Source organism: Pseudomonas sp. 8_5_2 (assembly GCF_059295255.1).
The window spans coordinates 2,903,664-2,921,956 of record NZ_CM181238.1; the positions used below are offsets into that span (position 1 = coordinate 2,903,664).

15 protein-coding genes are annotated in these 18,293 nt (G+C 62.3%); 10 read left to right on the forward strand and 5 right to left on the reverse strand.

Going from position 1 to position 18,293, the window contains the following annotated elements; genetic code table 11:
* Window positions 1-101 precede the first annotated feature (101 nt).
* Entirely contained in the window at window positions 102-1,745 is a 1,644-nt protein-coding gene (locus tag AC5O5R_RS13315) for an acetolactate synthase large subunit (protein WP_494512680.1), read from the forward strand.
* 269 nt (window positions 1,746-2,014) lie between these two features.
* On the opposite strand, the gene AC5O5R_RS13320 is transcribed toward AC5O5R_RS13315, so the two are convergent.
* A complete protein-coding gene (locus AC5O5R_RS13320; protein WP_172223426.1) occupies window positions 2,015-4,552 on the reverse strand; it encodes an HWE histidine kinase domain-containing protein in 2,538 nt (845 codons plus the stop codon).
* Between the two features lie 103 nt (window positions 4,553-4,655).
* Complete coding sequence (locus tag AC5O5R_RS13325) at window positions 4,656-5,447, reverse strand: helix-turn-helix transcriptional regulator (protein ID WP_172223405.1); 792 nt, start codon at window positions 5,445-5,447, stop codon at window positions 4,656-4,658.
* 196 nt (window positions 5,448-5,643) lie between these two features.
* Between AC5O5R_RS13325 and AC5O5R_RS13330 the strand changes: the two genes are divergently transcribed.
* From AC5O5R_RS13330 to AC5O5R_RS13340, 3 genes are all read left to right on the forward strand, one after another.
* The gene (locus AC5O5R_RS13330; RefSeq protein WP_172223402.1) at window positions 5,644-7,008 is read left to right on the forward strand and encodes an APC family permease; all 1,365 of its coding nucleotides are present in this window, start codon (window positions 5,644-5,646) and stop codon (window positions 7,006-7,008) included.
* Window positions 7,009-7,020: 12 nt separating this feature from the next.
* Window positions 7,021-8,124 carry a DmpA family aminopeptidase gene (locus AC5O5R_RS13335; RefSeq protein WP_172223440.1) on the forward strand — a complete coding sequence of 368 codons (1,104 nt, stop codon included), beginning with the start codon at window positions 7,021-7,023 and terminating at the stop codon, window positions 8,122-8,124.
* A 203-nt stretch (window positions 8,125-8,327) separates the two neighbouring features.
* A complete protein-coding gene (locus AC5O5R_RS13340; RefSeq protein WP_172223399.1) occupies window positions 8,328-8,963 on the forward strand; it encodes a dTMP kinase in 636 nt (211 codons plus the stop codon).
* An 8-nt stretch (window positions 8,964-8,971) separates the two neighbouring features.
* Here AC5O5R_RS13340 and AC5O5R_RS13345 read toward each other — a convergent pair whose 3' ends face one another.
* Window positions 8,972-9,874: a LysR family transcriptional regulator gene (locus AC5O5R_RS13345; RefSeq protein ID WP_172223396.1), complete on the reverse strand. Its 903-nt coding sequence runs from the start codon at window positions 9,872-9,874 to the stop codon at window positions 8,972-8,974.
* A gap of 96 nt (window positions 9,875-9,970) precedes the next feature.
* On the opposite strand from AC5O5R_RS13345, the gene AC5O5R_RS13350 reads away from it, so the two are divergent.
* Both AC5O5R_RS13350 and AC5O5R_RS13355 read left to right on the forward strand, forming a co-directional pair.
* Window positions 9,971-11,350, forward strand: a complete 1,380-nt coding sequence (locus AC5O5R_RS13350) for an MFS transporter (RefSeq protein ID WP_172223393.1) — start codon at window positions 9,971-9,973, stop codon at window positions 11,348-11,350.
* Window positions 11,334-11,711: a DUF4440 domain-containing protein gene (locus tag AC5O5R_RS13355; RefSeq protein WP_172223390.1), complete on the forward strand. Its 378-nt coding sequence runs from the start codon at window positions 11,334-11,336 to the stop codon at window positions 11,709-11,711. The genes AC5O5R_RS13350 and AC5O5R_RS13355 overlap by 17 nt, the downstream gene beginning before the upstream one ends.
* 6 nt (window positions 11,712-11,717) lie before the next feature.
* Here AC5O5R_RS13355 and AC5O5R_RS13360 read toward each other — a convergent pair whose 3' ends face one another.
* Entirely contained in the window at window positions 11,718-12,158 is a 441-nt protein-coding gene (locus tag AC5O5R_RS13360; RefSeq protein WP_172223387.1) for an Lrp/AsnC family transcriptional regulator, read from the reverse strand.
* Between the two features lie 142 nt (window positions 12,159-12,300).
* Here AC5O5R_RS13360 and AC5O5R_RS13365 point away from each other — a divergent pair, with 142 nt between their 5' ends.
* Window positions 12,301-15,348, forward strand: a complete 3,048-nt coding sequence (locus AC5O5R_RS13365) for an aminotransferase class III-fold pyridoxal phosphate-dependent enzyme (RefSeq protein ID WP_172223383.1) — start codon at window positions 12,301-12,303, stop codon at window positions 15,346-15,348.
* A 45-nt stretch (window positions 15,349-15,393) separates the two neighbouring features.
* On the opposite strand, the gene AC5O5R_RS13370 is transcribed toward AC5O5R_RS13365, so the two are convergent.
* Window positions 15,394-15,834: an Lrp/AsnC family transcriptional regulator gene (locus tag AC5O5R_RS13370; RefSeq protein ID WP_172223380.1), complete on the reverse strand. Its 441-nt coding sequence runs from the start codon at window positions 15,832-15,834 to the stop codon at window positions 15,394-15,396.
* Window positions 15,835-16,118: 284 nt separating this feature from the next.
* Between AC5O5R_RS13370 and AC5O5R_RS13375 the strand changes: the two genes are divergently transcribed.
* The 3 genes from AC5O5R_RS13375 (at window position 16,119) to AC5O5R_RS13385 (ending at window position 18,290) form a co-directional block, all read left to right on the forward strand.
* Window positions 16,119-16,907, forward strand: a complete 789-nt coding sequence (locus tag AC5O5R_RS13375; protein WP_172223435.1) for an ABC transporter substrate-binding protein — start codon at window positions 16,119-16,121, stop codon at window positions 16,905-16,907.
* 65 nt (window positions 16,908-16,972) lie between these two features.
* Window positions 16,973-17,620 carry an amino acid ABC transporter permease gene (locus tag AC5O5R_RS13380; protein ID WP_172223377.1) on the forward strand — a complete coding sequence of 216 codons (648 nt, stop codon included), beginning with the start codon at window positions 16,973-16,975 and terminating at the stop codon, window positions 17,618-17,620.
* A 52-nt stretch (window positions 17,621-17,672) separates the two neighbouring features.
* Window positions 17,673-18,290 (forward strand): amino acid ABC transporter permease, encoded by a 618-nt coding sequence (locus AC5O5R_RS13385; RefSeq protein WP_218584477.1) that lies wholly within the window; start codon window positions 17,673-17,675, stop codon window positions 18,288-18,290.
* Window positions 18,291-18,293 lie beyond the last annotated feature (3 nt).

Consider the following 18,293-nt stretch of genomic DNA (forward strand, 5'->3'; position numbering starts at 1 on the left):
CAGAGGGCCTACGATGCGCGCCACTGAGACATCCTGCAACATCTCAGTCACACAGCTTAATAAATCTGCAATCCCACGAAGATTTTGAGGTAGTACCCCAAATGGCCAAGGCCGCCGATGTCGTTGTGCAATGCCTGGAAAACGAAGGTGTCGAGTATGTATTCGGCATTCCCGGTGAGGAAAACCTCGACCTGCTCGAATCCCTGCGCAAGTCGAAGATCAAGCTGGTACTGACCCGTCATGAGCAGTCTGCAGGTTTCATGGCTGCCACCTACGGTCGCCTGACCGGCAAGACCGGCGTAAGCCTGTCAACCCTCGGCCCTGGCGCCACCAACCTGGTCACCGCCAGCGCCTACGCCTACCTGGGCGGCATGCCGATGATGATGATCACCGGGCAGAAGCCGATCAAGAAGTCCAAGCAGGGCCGCTTCCAGATCATTGACGTGTGCGGCATGATGGACCCCATCACCAAGTACACCCACCAGTTCGCCTCGGCCGACAACATCCCGGCGCGCATGCGCGAAGCCTTCCGCCTGGCCGAAGAAGAAAAGCCGGGTGCGGTTCACCTGGAGCTGCCGGAAGACATCGCCGCCGAGCAGACCGATGCACTGCCGATCCCGCGCAGCCTGCACCGCCGCCCGCTGGCCGAGCACGTCGCCATCGAAGCTGCATTGGAAAAGCTGCAGAACGCCCGTAGCCCGATCCTGGTGATCGGCGCCGGCGCCAACCGCAAGATGACCGCCAAGGTCCTCAAGCAGCTGATCGACAAGACCGGCATCCCGTTCATCACCACCCAGATGGGTAAAGGTGTGGTCGACGAGCGTCATCCACGCTTCCTCGGCAACGCCGCGCTGTCGTCCGGTGACTTCGTTCACCGCGCCGTCGAGGCCGCCGACCTGATCATCAACATCGGCCACGATGTGATCGAGAAGCCGCCGTTCTTCATGGTCCGCGGTGGCACCGAAGTCATCCACATCAACTTCCGCTCGGCCGAAGTCGATGCCGTGTACTTCCCGCAGGTGGAGGTGATCGGCGACATCGCCAACGCCGTGTGGCAGATCAGCGAAGCCCTGAACGACACTTCGCACTGGGACTTCACCCGCCTGCTGGCCATTCGTGAGGCCAACGAAGCGCAGATCGCCGAAGGCGCTGACGACAACCGCTTCCCGGTGTACCCGCAGCGCATGGTTGCCGATATCCGTCGCGTACTGCCGTCCGAAGGCATCGTTGCTCTGGACAACGGCATCTACAAGATCTGGTTCGCCCGTAACTACAAGGCGCACAAGCCCAATACCGTGCTGCTGGACAACGCCCTGGCGACCATGGGCGCCGGCCTGCCATCGGCAATGGCTGCGCACCTGGTGCACCCGGACCGCCCGGTGATTTCGGTATGTGGCGACGGCGGCTTCATGATGAACAGCCAGGAGCTGGAAACTGCAGTGCGCCTGAACATGCACATCACCGTGGTGATCCTGCGTGACGATGGCTACGGCATGATCCGCTGGAAACAGGCCAACATGGGCTTCACCGATTTCGGCCTGGATTACGGCAACCCGGACTTCGTCAAATACGCCGAAGCGTACGGTGCCAACGGCCACCGCGTGGAAAGCGCCGAAGGCCTGCTGCCGCTGCTGGAGCACTGCATCAAGACCCCGGGCGTGCACGTGATCGACTGCCCGGTCGACTACAGCGAGAACGACCGCATCCTCAACAGCGAGCTGCGCGAGCGCGCGCTGGCGGTGTAACGCCTGGCCCCACAGGTACGACGCATCGGCGCCGTACCTGTGGGTGCAACTGTCTTCTGTAGTAGATCGCCCAGCCCATTGGGCTGCGCTGTCGCGCAGAGAACTGATGCTGGGCGCTCCGCGTACCCTGTGGGAGCGGCTTTAGCCGCGAACACCGGCGAAGCCGGTGCCATATACCGTGTTGGATTCTTCGCGGGTCAACCCGCTCCCACACAATACCGCCCCGGCTTACATCAGTGAGGCCCTGGTCGCAGAGTGGCCCAATTGCCTCAGCGCAGAAGACCTTGCAGGCTGGCCAGGATGGTATTGGCATCATAAGGCTTGCGCGTGACGGGAACGTGCCCCAGGTGCTCGGGAATGCTGACACCCTCGCCGTAACCCGTGGCAAACAGGAACGGCACCTGCTGGCGCAGCAGTTCATCGGCGACGGATATCGACGTCCCGGTCCCCAGATTCACATCCAGTATCGCAACGTCCGGTTTGCGTTTGGCAAGCAAGCGTATTGCCTCGTCTTCGGAGCTTGCGGTAATCACGTCCTTGATCTGCGCATCGTTCAGAATCTGCTCCAGGCCTACCGCTATCACCAACTGGTCCTCGAGGATCAGTACGCACAAGCCTGGCCGGCCTGCAAAAGCCTCGGCTGCCCGGGCGATGGGCAAGGCCAGGGTAGGGGGTTCGATCTCTTCGGCTACGGACAGGTGCTTGGCCGGGATCCTGAAAAACCCTTGCAGTCCTTCGGGGTGATACTCCACCGTGCTGGTACCGCCCAGGTCGAACGGTATGCTGCGCTCGATAAGCACCGAGCCAAAGCCCCTGCGGCTCGGGGGACGAATCACCGGCCCGGCGCTTTCACGCCAGTGGATGTCGCAGGCGTAGGCGGCGTCGATTGCCCAATGTACCGCAAGCTTGCCGCCTGCCCGCGACAGCGCACCATACTTGGCAGCGTTGGTGGCCAGCTCGTGCAGCACCAGCGCCATGACCGAGTAGGCGCGCGCATCCAGGATCACGTTCGGGCCGTGCAACTCGATCATGCCGGCGGCAGTGCGGTAGGGCGAGAGCTCGGCCTCGAGCAGCATGGCCAGGCGCCCGCCACCATCACCACGCACCACCTGGTCATGGGCAAGTGACAAGGCCTGGATGCGCCCCTTCAAGGTCGCCACATAGTCCTGCAGGGTCTGGCTTTCCGTGGTGGGGTGGGCGACCAGCGCGCCAATCAGCGAGAGGATGTTCTTGACCCGGTGGTTGAGTTCTTCGTTGAGGATGCGCTGGCGCATGTCGGCCTTGGAGCGCTCGCTGGCAAGCAACTCGCTGTTGTGCAACACCACCTCGACGACGGCGGAGCGGATGGCATCGCCGAACTGGCGGTCCTGTTCGGTCCACGGCAGCGACTGCTGGTGAACGGTCTCTTTCCAGATGGCGAAGCTCTTGCGCGGCGTCAGGCGATCGCCCAGCGCGCCGCTGTCATAGGTCTTGTTCGGATCGCCGGCCCAGTCGAGGGTCTCGATCACTTCCTTGCGGAAGAAGATCAGGTAGTCCCGTGGGCGCTGTGACATCGGGATGATCAGCACGCCAGAGACATCGGTGCTGTACGCCTGGGCTGACAGGTGCACCGTCGAGAGCCGGTTGGACGCCCAGGTGCGGCCTTCGGCGACCATGTCTGCCAGGCGCAGCAATTCAGGCACAGCCGACGTGGGCGGGGCCAGCCCGGCAGATGCCCAGCGGCCTTGCAGCGACATGCCAATGCCATCGCAGGGGATCAGCGACATGAACTGCGGCAGGCGCGCGTGGAAGAACCCGTCGATATCTTCAGACTTGCTGGCATCGCGCAGCATGCGGCCCAGTGCCTTGTGCACCTGCACGGCGGTTTCGAGCCTTTGCCGGCTGCGCAACGTCTCGATATGCAGCGCGAAAAACTCGCCGAACATTTCCGCAGCCACCCGTTGCCCCATGGCCAGGGTACGTGGCGCGTAATGATGGCAAGCGATCATCCCCCAGAGCTCGCCGTTGACGATGACCGAAATCGACATCGAGCCGCGCACGCCCATGTTGCTCAGGTACTCGCAATGGATCGGCGAGACACTGCGCAGGTGCGCGTAGGACAGGTCGAGCGGCTCGCCTGACGGGTCGAGTACAGGGTCGATGGCCACGGCCTTGAACTGTGCGTCGGAAATGACCCGGATCGGGTTGCGCAAATACAGCGCGCGGGCCTGCTTGGGGATGTCGGAGGCAGGAAAGTACTGGCCCATGAAGCTTTCCAGGCCGCTGCGCCTGGCCTCGGCTACCACCTTGCCGGCGCCATCGGCACCCAGCTGGTAGATCATCACCCGGTCGTAGCCGAGCACGGCGCGGACAAAACGCGCGGCGTCGCGGAACAGCTTGGTGGTCTGGTCGATTTCGCGCAGCTGGCCGATCAAGGTACGGGCCAGTTCTATCGGCTCGGCGATGCTGGCGCCTGCGGGCTCGAGCTCGAGGATCGCCGTGCCCTTGAACGTGTGGGCCGCGACATCGACGGCCTGGCCGCTGGGCAGCACCACGCCGAAACTGAGCGCTGGCCGCGCAGCTTCGCGGGTGCGCGCCAAGGCGTTGCGCAGGGTATGCGCCACCTCGTCGCCCAGTACCGCATGCAGCTTCTGACCGTTCAGTTCACCCGTTACGCCGAGCAAGGCTTGCGCATTGAGCGAGTGGCGCAGGATGGTGCTGGCTGACACGTCACAGGCCAGCAGGCAGCCATGGGGCTGGATGCTGCCGGGTATCTGGATGGGCTCGCGGTCGCAGTTGGTCAGGTTTACTTCAGGGTTGGAGGTCATTGGCCCGTGCCTGTGGGGGAAATGAAAAGGCCGCCAGCAGGGCCGCCGCCGTCAGCCTAGCAGGCATTGTTCGGCTTGGGGATAGCAAGCCGGCCAGGCGCGTTCAGGCAATCGGGTTCGCCCCGCGGTCATCGGAAAACCCGAGCTCGCGAATGAACATCGAGAACAGTTCGGGGTGGGACGAGATGTTCAGTTTCGTGTACAGGTGCCGTCGGTGCACCTTGATGGTCTCGGGCGAGATCCCCAGCCGTTGTGCCATGGCCTTGGACGAGTAGCCGCGCAGGATGAGCCGGGCGATTTCCAGCTCGCGCTCGGACAACAGGCCTTGGCCGAACCTTGCCAAGGCGTCGCCAACGGCTGGCTGAACGGGTACCGAGACGCCGCTGCGGGCCCAGTGCTGCTGGAGCAACGCCAATACCCAGGCACTGACCAAGGTGAGTTTCCCCAGCTCCGCCGTCTCGAACGCGCGGCGCATGCCCAGCGACAGCGACAGCACCCCGTCGGGCAACTGCAGCAGAAACTGTACTTCGTCCACCAGCACATGGGCCTGGAAGTAGTTCAGGTAATAGTCCGCTTGCCAGAAGTGATCCGGCGCCACCTCCTCGAGGTGGTAGCAACCACTGGGCAAGCCTTCGCGCGCAGCCTGGTAGAAAGGGTCGAGCAGGTACAGCCCGTCGAGGTACAGCTCACCGGCGGCGGGCGCTGGCGCGGCATCGTATTCCTCCAGCACGTGCGGGGCGCCCTGGGGCGGGAAGTGAATTGCCAGCGCATTGTCGAATGGCACCCAGTGGCGCAACACCAGGATCAGCTGCCGCCAGAAGCGCGGGCCGCCGATGTGTTCGATAGTTCGGGCCAGGGCGGCGTGGCCGGCAACTTCATGAAAGAGAATGTCCACGACACGGTCCTTGAAAGCGGTAAGGCATTGGTGCGCTATTGGCCGCCGCTGTCAACGGGGGTAACCCTTAGTGGGAATTGTCCAGGCGGGTGCTGGCGCATAGATTCCATCCCCATCAAGCGGGCCGTCGAGCCCGCCATCGTTCGCCTGCTGGTTCTGCCTCCTGACACACCAACAATAACGTGAGGATGAACATATGACGTCCTGTAATGCCCCCACCCCGGCGCTGAAACCCACGCTGAGCGTGCCTGATGTAGTTGCCATTACCGTGTCCTCGGTAACCCCCGCCAGTTCGGTATTCGTGATTGCGCCGTTTGCCATTGCCCAGGCAGGTACCGGAGTAATCTGGGCCTTTGTGCTCGGTGGCGTGCTGGCGCTGATGTTCGCGCTTTGCTACGCCGAGCTGGGCCGTGCGCACAGCGCCGCCGGCGGCGAATACGTGTTCGCCAAACGGGTCTTTGGCGGCATGGCAGGTTACGCGACCTTTCTTACCGTGCTGGCCATGCTGGTATTTGTGCCGCCTGTGTTGGCCACCGGGGCAGCCACCTACCTGAATGCGGCACTGGGTACCCAGCTGGACGGGCAGACGGTGGCCTTGGTGATTGTGGCGCTGGGCTATCTGCTCGGCATCCTCAACATCAAGCTCAACGCGTGGGTCACCGGCATCTGCCTGCTGCTTGAGGTAGCGGCACTGATGGTGATCGTGGTGTTGGGCTTTGGCCACGCCCAGCAACCGCTCGGCACGCTCGTCACCCCACTGGTACTGGATAACGGGATATTGCACGCGGCACCCTGGGCACTGGTGATCGGGGCGGTCGGTACGGCGCTGTTCTCGTTCAACGGTTATGGCGGCGCCGTGTTGCTGGCCGAGGACATGAAGTGTGGCGGGCGCGGTATCCCTCGGGCGGTACTGTGGTCGCTGGTGCTGGTGGTAGCCATCGAAGTGATTCCGCTGGTGGCGTTGCTGATCGGTGCGCCCTCGCTGGAAGCGATGCTGGCAAGTCCCGACCCGATCGGCTACCTGCTGACCGCCCATGGCAACGAAACGCTGTCGCGCCTGGTCAGTGCCGGTATCTTCCTTTCGGTGTTCAACGCGATCATCGCGCTGGTGATCCAGAGTGGCCGGGTGATCTACAGCAGTGGGCGAGACGCGTTGTGGATGCCCACCCTGAACCGTGCCTTCACCCGCATCCACGCCAAGTGGGAATCGCCGTGGCTGGCCACGCTGTTCCTCGCCGTGCCCTCTGCGGCCCTGACCTTCAGCTCCAGCTTGTCGGAGCTTACCTCCTTCACGGTACTGCTGATCCTCGGCGTGTACCTGGTGGTGGGCCTGTGCGCGCTGTTCAGCCGGGTACTGCGGCGTGACCGCGAACACCCGTACCGGATGCCGCTGTGGCCTCTGCCGGCACTGGTTGCGGTGACGGGGGCGGGGTACCTGTTGACCACCCTCCTGAGTGAGGCTTCGGCCCGGGACATCCTGATCATCCTTGGCATGCTGCTGACCTCTGTGGTGCTGTACGGCACATACGGCAAGTTGAGCCCTGCCTTCCAGAAACTTTGAGCGAGAGACATGATGCGAGCACGCGACCTGGGCATTACGCTGGGCCTTGGCCAGCCAGGCCCCCACAATGCAATTACCGATGTACCTGGCGTACGGGTGGGCCACGCCACCTTGAACACCAGCCATGGCGGCAAACCTGTGCGCACCGGGGTCAGTGTCATTGAGCCCCGCGACGGACCGGCGCGCTACCAGCCCTGCTTTGCCGGTTGCCATGTGCTGAACGGCAATGGCGATGCCACGGGGCTGGAATGGATTCGTGAAGCGGGCCTGCTGACCACTCCCATCGCTACCACCAACACGCACAGCGTCGGGGTAGTGCGCGACGCGCTGATCGCGCACGAGCATGCGACCCTGGCCGACACGTCGACCTATTGGTGCATGCCGGTGGTGATGGAGACCTACGACGGGGTGTTGAATGATATCTGGGGCCAGCATGTGGATGCGGACCTGGTCCAGCAAGCGCTGGCCGCCGCCAGCAGCGGGGCGGTGGCCGAGGGCGCGGTTGGCGGCGGCACCGGCATGATCTGCCATGAGTTCAAGGGCGGCATTGGCAGCGCGTCACGGGTGGTGCCGGCAGAGCAGGGTGGCTGGACTGTGGGTGCGTTCGTCCAGGCCAATCACGGCCAGCGTCGTGAGCTGAGGGTGGACGGTTATCCGGTGGGCCGGGTGCTACTGGACCTGCCGTCGCCATTTGCACAGCAGGACACCGCGGGTATGGGCTCGATCGTGGTGGTGCTGGCTACCGATGCACCGTTGCTGCCGCATCAATGCCAGCGCCTGGCGCAACGTGCTGCGCTGGGAATTGCCCGCACGGGGGGCGGCACCGACGATTCCAGTGGTGATGTGTTCCTGGCGTTTTCAACGGGTAATACCGGGCTGGCGCCGGCCGACTACAACCGCCGCGATCTGCCGACCACGGCGCAGGTGGCGATGGTCAACAATGACCATATTTCGCCGCTGTTTGCGGCGGCGGCCGAGGCGGTGGAGGAAGCGATCGTCAACGCGATGCTGGCCAGCCGGGGCATGGTGGCCGGGGACGGACGACAGGTGCCAGGGCTGGCGGGGGCAGCGCTGCTGGCGGCACTGCGGGAGGTGGGCTGGAAGGCTCGGGTTTGAGGGGGGGCGTCAGGGCTGACAGGTGCTTGCCGCAAAATATGCAGCGCCTGTCAGCCCTGGCGCAATCTGCCAAAAACCATGAACTCTTCCATCCGAACCGATCATTTCCTGCTGCGGAGTACAAATGTACCCCTCACGCTTCCCCTTGAACCCGCGTCGCAATAAATGCTCTCATCCCGCCCCAAACCCAACCGGTACCGAACATGAACCGCCCGCTGTTTGTTTCCATGGACGGCCCCAAGGGCACCGGCAAGACCACGCTGCTCGAGGCCGTTACCCAGGCCCTGAGGGCCGAAGGCAAGAAGGTGATCCGCCTGTGCGAAAAGAACAACGACCCCTTCAGGCGCGAGACCATGGCCCTGGTCAACCAGCTCGCCAGAAACCCCTCGTGCGAGCTGGAGCTGCAGGTTTGTGAACGTTTTGCCGAAAGCCGGGCCTGGATTTCCCGGTCCGTGCTGCCACGCCAGCCGCTGGGCAGCATCATCCTGATCGATCGCTGGTACCCGTCCGACGCCGCGTTTCGCCGCAGCGTGCCATTTGCCGACATCTTGCAATTGAACCTGCGCCGTGATGTCCAGGTGCCAGACCTGCACGTCGGCGTGGTCACCGACCCGCAGACTTCATGGGCCAGGGCCGCAGCCCGCACACGAGGGCTGGGCAGCACGGTCATCCATCGTCTGGAGGAACAGGCTGCCTGCACCGAGGCGTTCGAGCGTGCGGCTGCAGAACACGGCTGGCTGCTGTGCCGTAACGAGGGAAGCATAGAAGCGGCCACACGCCAGTTGACCACTGAGATAAACAACGTGCTGCAGCAACGCCAGAACCTGGCAGGTTGCTGATCCTGCCTCTACCGCGTGGTTTCCAGCGCAGCCCATCGATCCGTCAGCTGGTCGATGAAAACGCGGATCGCAGCCGGTACATACATGCTGTTCCGGTACAGCGCATGGATGGGCTGGCGCAGCAGATGCGCGGGGTCGACGACGGCGTCGAGTTCACCCATGGCGATGGCTTCACCCACTAGCCAGGCTGGCAGAAGCGTCACCCCTAGGCCGCGCACGGCCATGGCCATCAAGGCTTCGGCGCTGTCCGCCTGCAACCGCGGTGGGTACTCGAAGCGCGCGTGACGGGGCAACAACCCGGGCTTGAAGAAGCGCCACGGCGCATCGCGCAGTTGCGTATGCGCCAGCCAGTGCGCGTGTACCAGCGCGTGCGGCGAGGCGATCGGGTGGCGCTGCAGGTACGCCGGGCTGGCGACCACTTGCAACGCATAGTCGCCAATTCTGGCGGCCTTGAAATCGGAGTCTGCCAACTGCCCCAGGCGGATGGCGACATCAAAGCGTTCGGCAACCAGGTCACTGAGCTGCGATGAGGCTACGTGCTCGATCGACAGATCAGGGTGAGCCTCTGCCATGTCCGCCATCAAGGGCAGCACCGCTCGCTGTGCGAAGGCCGGCGTACTGGTGATGCGCAAGCGCCCGCCGAGCCCGGCATGCGACTGCTGCACGCTTGCCGACGCCCGCTGTGCAAGCTCAAGCAGCTGGCGCGCCTCGCGCAGGAATGTGGCCCCGACATCGGTCAACACGGTGTGACGGGTATTGCGGGCCAGCAGGCTGACCCCCAGGTCTGCTTCCAGGCGCCGGACGTTGAAGCTGACCCGGGCCTTGGACAGGGCGAGCAATTGGGCTGCCTTGGTGAAACTGCCGGTATCTGCGACAGCCACGAAGGTGGCAACACGGTGAAGATCGAGCATGATTGTCAAAAAATAGCGAACAGTGTGAACGATATTACAGCACTTATGCCCCAGCAGCTGTTTGCTTACAGTCAGGCTCGCTGACTGGAGTTCACCGTGGCCTTACTTGACATGCGTCGTCGCATCACCTGCGTTTACCTGCTGGGGTTCTTCCTTGATCTGATCAATACATTCATCACGGCGGTGGTCGCCCCGAGCATCGGCGAAGCCCTGCAGGCCGATGTGGCGACCTTGGCCTGGGTAAGCACTGCCTATCTGCTGGGGCTGATGCTGGGGATGCTGCCCAGTCGATGGCTCGGGGAGCGCCTGGGCGAGCGCCCAGTGCTGCTGGGGTCGCTGGTGCTTTTCTCGGCGGCGACGATGTTGATCCTCGGGGCCGGCCAGATGGCTTTGCTATTGCCCTTGCGCGGGCTGCAAGGCTTTGCTGCCGGGCTGTTCATTCCGGTCGGGCAGGCGCTGGTGTACCGGCTGTACGCTGCCGACGAGCGCCCCAGGGTAACCATGGCGATCATGGCCACCGGGCTGCTGGCGCCCGCCGTATCCCCCGTGCTGGGTGGCTGGTTGTCGCAGCACATGCCGTGGCAGTGGGTGCTGCTCGCCAGCCTGCCGATCGCGCTGATCACGCTGGTGCTGGGGGCTGTTTGGTTACCGCGCACACCGGCAACGGCGGCTCCAGAAGCTTTCGATGGCAAGGGCATGCTCCTGGCCGGGGCCGGCATTGGCATCGGCTTGCTGGGCATGACCGAAGCAGGCAATGGTGCGGCCTGCAAGGCTGCTGCGTGGTTGCTGCTGGGGGCAGGCTTGCTCGCCGGCTACATCAGGCATTCTCGGCGCAGTGCAGCACCACTGGTGGATTTCTCGGTGGCCCGTGAGCCCGTATTCGCGGCGTCGCTGGTCTTGTACCTGGCCATACCGGGCCTGTTCATCGGGGTGAACCTGCTGGCCATGCTTTACCTTCAGGCCCAGCTTGGCTGGAGCCCAAGTGCAGCGGGTAGCCTGATGCTGCCATGGACACTGGGGGCAGCACTGGCGATAGCATCGACCACCTGGGGCTACAAACGGTTCGGCCCTGTGCCGTTGCTGCTGGTCGGGATCGTGCTGCAGATACCGGGTTATGCATTGCTGGCGCTGGCTTCGAGCGTGCCGTCATTGACGATCGCCTATGCGCTGCTCGGCCTTGGCGGCAGCTTGTGCACCAGCGTCGCGCAAAGCGCTGCATTTTCCACATTGCCTGCATCGGCGCTCGGCCAGGCCAGCACTCTCTGGGCCCTGAACCGGCAGTTGAGTTTCTGCCTGGGGGTAACCTCTGGCAGCCTGGTCTTCGGTTTGCTGGCAACGTTCCTCGGCGCCCGAACTGCCTACCAGACCACTTTCATGCTGGCGGGGGCAGTGCAGCTGTTGTGCCTGGCAACCCTCGGCTGGCTTCGCCTTTTTTCATCTGCAAAACGAAAGGAATGCCATGAACCCGTATCTTGAGGAAGTCATCGCTCTGCATGACATGATCGAAGCGCTGTTTGCCACAGGGGAGGGCTCTGTTGCCGGCATGCTGAAGCGCTTTCACCCGGACTTTGCCATGGTGACACCGGCCGGCATGCAACTGGGGCTGGGCGAGGTCTCAACACTGTTTGCCCAGCGTGGTGGCTCTCAGCCCGGGTTGTGCATCGAGCTCACCGAGCAGCAGGTTCTCGCGCAATGGCCGGAGGGGGCAGTGGTCAGTTATCGGGAAACGCATCATGTGCCCGGTCAGCCGGCCAAGGCACGCATCTCCACGGTCCTGTTCAGCCTGCAGGCCGGGCAGGTGCTATGGCGCCATCTCCATGAAACCTGGGCGGCTTGAAGGCACTCAGGCGCCCTGGCGGTCGATGTCACGGCGCAGCACCACCGAGGTGGTAATGTCGTCCACCGACTCGTGCCTTGCGACGTTGTCACGCACCTGATTCAGGTCTTCGATTGTGCGGGTCTCGACTTCGACCACCAGGTCAAGCTGCCCGCTCACCGAGGAAACGCGGCGCACCCGTGCGTCCGTTGCCAGCTGGTCGAGCAGGCCCATGGCCGGTGTGCGTTGCAACGTCACCAGCAGGATCGCGCGGATGACGTTCGCGTCTATTTCACCAATGTCGGCGCGGTATCCGCGAATGACCCCGCTGCGCTCAAGGTTGGCGACCCGTTCTGTCGTGGCACTTCTGGAAAGGCCTATACGGCCTGCCAGTGCCTTGAGGGCAATGCGCGCGTCCTTCGAAAGTACTTCAAGAATCTCACGGTCTTTTGCGTCCAGCTCCCGCATTGCACCACCCAATCCGCCCACCGTCTTTATGCCGGCCGGAACCGGCATTATGCTTGTCGATCCCGACAGCATGCAGGGTGTCGGTTTCGGTGGTGCATGACAAGCTATTGAAAAACAATTTGCTCGCCTGGAACGTGATGACATGACAGACCTTTCCCACCCGGCACCTCGGTTTTCGGCAAGCGATGCAGAGGGCCTCGCCAAAGAATTCTTCAATATCAGCGGCGCTGCGACGCCACTGGACGGGGAGCGAGATCGCAATTACCGGCTGACTACCGGCGTCGATGCAGGCTGGATCCTGAAAATCGTCAACGCCACGGAACCCCGTGTCGAAAGCGAGTTTCAAACCGCGCTGCTGGGTCACCTGGCTGCCCATGGCGCGCACCTGGGCGTGCCGCACGTGCGGGCAAGTGTGGCAGGCGATGTGTTGCCGTCGGTGACCAGTGCCAGTGGCGAACAGCATACGCTGCGTCTGGTCAGCTGGTTGCCCGGTAAGCCGCTGGCCGAGGCCAGGCGCAGCTTTGCGCTGATGGGCAACTTCGGCCGGGCGCTGGGTGAGCTTGACCGCGCACTGCAGGGGTTCATGCACCCAGGGGCGGTGCGCGAGCTGGATTGGGACCTGCGCCATGCCGCGCGTTCGCGCTCGCGCCTGCATTACATCAAGGACCCTGAACGCCGGGCCATGCTCGAGCGTTTCATCAGCCGCTTCGAAGCGACCGTCCGGCCGAAGCTGGCCGCACTGCGCGCCCAGGTGATCCACAACGACGCCAACGACTGGAACATCCTGGTCGATGCCGAAACCACCAGCAGCGTGACCGGCTTCATCGACTTCGGCGATGCAGTGCATACCGTGCTGATTGCCGAGGTCGCGATCGCCAGCGCTTACGCCATCCTCGACATGGACGACCCCATCGGCGCTGCGGCTGCACTGGCTGCGGGCTTCCATGAGTGCTACCCGCTGCAGGCACAAGAGCTTGATGTGCTGTTCGACCTGATCGCCATGCGTTTGGTCATCAGCGTCACCTTTTCCGCGTCGCGGCATGATCAGACCGACGACAACCCTTACCTGGCCATCAGCGAGGCACCTGCCTGGCGCCTGCTGGAGCGGCTGGATGCGATGAACCCGCGGCTCGCCACCGGGATCCTGCGCAAGGCCTGTGGTTTTGATGCCATTGAAGGTGCTGGCGCGGTCCGCACCTGGATCGCGCACAACCACAGAGCCTTCGCCGACCTGGTGCGCCCGTCAGCTGCCATCCTGAACAAGGTGCTTGCGCCGTTTGGTGACGCCAGCCACGAGATGACCATCGCTTCAGCCGAACAGCGCCCTGCCGATGCCACCCGCTGGTGGGATGAATTCTCTGCTGCGCACAAGGTGCCGCTGGCCATCGGACCGTGGGGCGAACTGCGCACCATCTACACCGATAGCGCTTTCGAGTCGCGCTTCATCAAGGGGGAGCGCCGCACGCTACATGTGGGCGTCGACCTGGTGATGCCAGCGGGTACGCCGCTGTATGCGCCCGTCGCCGGTGTGGTCAAAAGCGTTGAAGTGGAACCAGATCCGCTGGGTTATGGCGGCCTGGTGATGATCGAACACACGCCACCTGGTTGTCCGCCGTTCCTGACCCTTTGGGGACACATGGCCCATGAGGCACTCGGCCGCTTGAAAGCCGGGGACAGGCTGAACGCCGGTGACCTGGTCGGCTACATGGGTGCCGATCATGAGAACGGCGGTTGGATTCCGCACCTGCACTTGCAGATGACCACCGATACCCGGCTGAGCGCGAGCGAGATCATCGGTGTGGGTGAGCCCGAATACCGCGAAGTCTGGGCGGACCTGTTCCCTGATGCTTCGGCGCTGGCCGGTATCCCGCCAGAAACCTTCAGCCAGGACGGGATGACCAAGGCCCAGATCATCGCCAAACGCAAGGCGTTGCTGTTGCCTAACCTGTCGATTTCCTACAGCGACCCGATCAAGTTCGTGCGCGGTGACGGCGTGTGGCTGATCGACAACTTCGGCCGGGCCTACCTGGATTGCTTCAACAATGTCTGCCACCTGGGCCACAGCCACCCCGACGTCGTGCAAGCCTTGACTCGCCAGGCCGCGCTGCTGAACACCAACACCCGCTACCTGCACGACAATATCGTCGAATACGCCGAGCGCCTGACCGGCACCCTGCCAGAAGGCCTTTGCGTAGCGTCTTTCGCCTGTTCGGGCAGTGAAGCCAATAGCCTGATGCTGCGCATGGCGCGCAACTACACAGGACGTGACCAGGCAATCGTGCTGGACTGGGCCTACCACGGCACCACCCAGGAGCTGATCGACCTGAGCCCTTACAAGTACAAGCGCAAGGCAGGCAAAGGCAGGGCGCCGCATGTTTACGAGGCGGTGGTGCCGGACAGCTACTACGCCCCCGAGCATTGGCCGCTGGAGCAACACGGCAAGCGCTTCGCCGAATCTGTCGCTGACCAGTTGGATGCCATGCGCAAGGCAGGCAAGGCCCCTGGGTTCTTTATCGCGGAGTCGATCCCTAGCGTGGCGGGCCAGGTATTCCTTCCCGAGCATTACCTGCAAGAGGTGTACGCCATGGTTCGCGCCGAAGGTGGGTTGTGCCTGGCCGATGAGGTGCAGGTAGGCTTTGGGCGCGTGGGCAGCCACTGGTGGGCATTCGAGACCCAGGGCGTGGTGCCGGATGCCGTGACCATGGGCAAGCCGATCGGTAATGGCCACCCGATGTCGGCGGTCGTCACTACGCGTGAGGTGGCGGATGCCTTCGACAACGGCATGGAGTACTTCAATACCTTCGCCGGCAACCCGGTCTCTTGTGCTGTGGGGCTGGCGGTGCTCAACGCGATCGAGCGTGACGGGCTGAAAGAGAATGCATTGCAGGTCGGCAACTACCTGCTCGACGGTTTCCGCAGGCTCCAGCAGCAATTTGATGTCATCGGCGATGTGCGAGGGCTTGGCCTGTTCCTTGGCATTGTGCTGGTCACCGACCGCCAGTCGAAGGCGCCGGCTACCGCATTGGCCAGGAAAATTGCAGATGGTGCCAGGGAGCGTGGGGTGTTGATCGGCACGGAAGGCCCTTACGACAACGTGTTGAAAATGCGTCCTTCGATGATTTTCAGCCGGGCAAACGCTGATTTTCTGCTGGATGTGCTGCAAGACAGCTTTGCAGCGGCGTTGAAATAACCGGGCGGGCAGGGCGTGTCGACAGGCACGCCTTGCAAGCCAACTTCAGGCTTTCTGCCGGTCGATATCACGTCGCAAGACCACCGCCGTGGTGATGTCATCTACCGAATCGTGGCAGGCCACGGCGTCCCGTACCCGGTTCAGGTCATCGATGGTCCGTGACTCTACCTCGATTACCAGATCAAGCTGCCCGCTGACCGACGAAACCCGCTTCACCTGGGCGTTCTGCGCCAGCAGGTCCAGCAGCCCCAGCGCGGGCGTGCGTTTCAGCGCTACCAGAATGATTGCCCGGATAACGTTGGCATCGATTTCACCAATGTCGGCTCTATACCCGCGAATGACCCCGCTGCGCTCCAGCTGCAAGACCCGTTCGCTGGTGGCACTTCTGGACAGGCCTATCCTGGCTGCCAGCGCCTTGAGTGCCACACGTGCTTCCTTGGACAGTATCTCGAGGATTTCCCGATCCTTGACGTCTAAATCGCGCAATGCCGACACTCCCGCCTGTTGACCGGTAAATGGCACCCGCGCCCGGCAAAGTGCCGGGGGCAGGCAGCCGTGAACTTGCTGCTGTTTAGCGCAAGCATGACACTACTGCAGTTTCGGTCAGGCGAAAGTGGCACCGACGTTATGCCGGTGTATCCCGGCAATGTGCCAGCTGAACCTGCACATTGCAGGGTGATTTCAAAGTACCGGTGTGCAAAGCTTTCGGTGAAGGTTGGGACCTGCGAGCCCAAAACAATAAGAAATACAAACTTCCAAGGAGCGCCGCGATGCTGGCAAGAACAACAAGAATGCTACTGGCTTCAACCGCTGTCGCAGCGGCTGCATTGTTCGCTCACGGTATAGCGCAAGCCGATGACCTGCAGGCTGTAGAAGAGGCCAAAGTACTTCGAGTGGCCATGAGCGGGCAGTACTCGCCGTTCAGCTTTGCCAATGAAAGAAATGAAATTGTCGGTTTCGACGCTTCGGTGGGTGAAGCACTGGCCCAGCGTCTGGGTGTGAAGATAAAAATCATTACAACGCCTTTCGACGGCATTATTGCCGGGCTGTTGGCCAAGAAGTACGACGCCGTCATCGCGTCCATGACCATTACCCCGGAACGCTTGAAAGCAGTTGACTTCGTGGGGCCTTACTACCATGCAGGCCGTACTATCGGGGTGAAGGAAGATTCACCGATCAAAGGGCTCGATGACCTGAAGGATGTCACCGTTGGCGTCACCCTGGGCGACTCGCATGACAAATGGGCGCGTGCCCGCGGCAACTTGAAGGTGCGCACTTACAAGGGCTTGCCGGAAATGCTGGTGGATCTTGAAGCCGGGCGTATCGATGCTGTGGTAATGGACAGTATTCCAGTCATGGTGGCGGTGAAAGAGACCGGGCAGAAAGTGCGCATCATCAGGCTGCCAGACGAGCAGGGTGGTCGTGAGGGGCTCGGCATTGCCATCCGCAAGAACAACCCTGAACTCAAGGCCCGGCTGCAGCAGGCGCTGGACGAGATCCTGGAAGACGGCACCTACAAGGAAATCTCGATGAAATGGGTGGGTAGCGATATTCGCTGACGCGCGTCCAGAACGGCCTGGCCAGCGTGGCCGGGCCTGGTTAGCCGATTATTCGAGTGGTTCCCATGGATCTATCATTAATCCAGCGCACCTACCCGTTCTTCCTCGAGGCGGCGTGGGTCACCGTGCAGATTTCATTGCTGTCATTGTTGCTGGGCTTGCTGTTGGCAATGCTGCTGGTTGCTTGCAGATTATCGCCTTTCATACTCTTCAGGTGGGCGGCAAGACTCTATGTAAGCGTGTTCCGCGGCACACCGTGTCTGGTGCAACTGTTCATTATCTATTTTGGCGGGCCACAGGTTGGCATCGAACTGGAACCGTTTTCCGCAGCGGTGATCGGTTTGGGCATGAATATCGCGGCCTATATGTCCGAGTCCATTCGCGGCGCCATCGACAATGTCGACCCGGGCCAAGAAGAGGGCGCGCGGTCCATTGGCTTCAGCCGCCGTCAAACGCTGCTGTTCATCACTATTCCCCAGGCACTCAAACTCATGATCAGGCCGCTGGGCGTCAATGCCATCGGCCTGATCAAGGGCTCCGCACTGGTATCGGCCATTTCAGTGGTGGAGCTGACCTACACCGCTCAGCGTTTTATCAGCTCAACCTACAAGCCGTTCGAAATATTCATGGTTTCCGCGTTGCTGTATATCGTCATGGTCTACTCGGTCAAATACCTGGTGGACGTGCTGGATAGACGCTACTCGACCCAGTAAGGAGTGGTCCGTGGAAGGATTGAACCCAAGCGTCGTAACACCTTATCTCGACATGCTGGCAACGGGGTTATGGTGGACGGTTGTCATGTTTCTCTATTCGAGTGTGATCAGCCTGATCGTTGGCGTGCTATTCGCATTGGTCGACCTGTACGCGCCCAAATCCCTGGCGCTGCCGGTACGCTTCGTGACCTGGCTGTTGATGGGTACGCCACTGTTACTGCAGCTCTATCTGATCTACTACGGGTTGGTCCAGGTGGGGATCGATATTCCGGCGCTGGCGGCAGGTATCATCGGGTTGAGCCTGCATTTCGCAGTCTACAACGCCGAGGTGATCAAGTCCGGGATCGAGTCTGTCGACCCAGGCCAGATCGAAGGCGCACGCTCCATTGGCCTGAGCAGGGCACTCACCCAGCGCTACATCATTGTGCCGCAGGCGCTCAGAAAGACCATAGCGCCGTTGGGCAACAACCTCATCGTATTGCTCAAGGACACCTCACTGGTATCGATCATCGGTATCGCCGAACTCGTCTACAGCGCACAACTGGCGGTCAGCGAAACGTATAGCCCCTTCGAGTTCTACATCGCCGTCGCGGTGATCTACTACCTGGCCAACCTGGTACTCGAGGCCGGTCTGAACATTCTTGAAGCAAAGGTCGAGATGTCACGATGAATA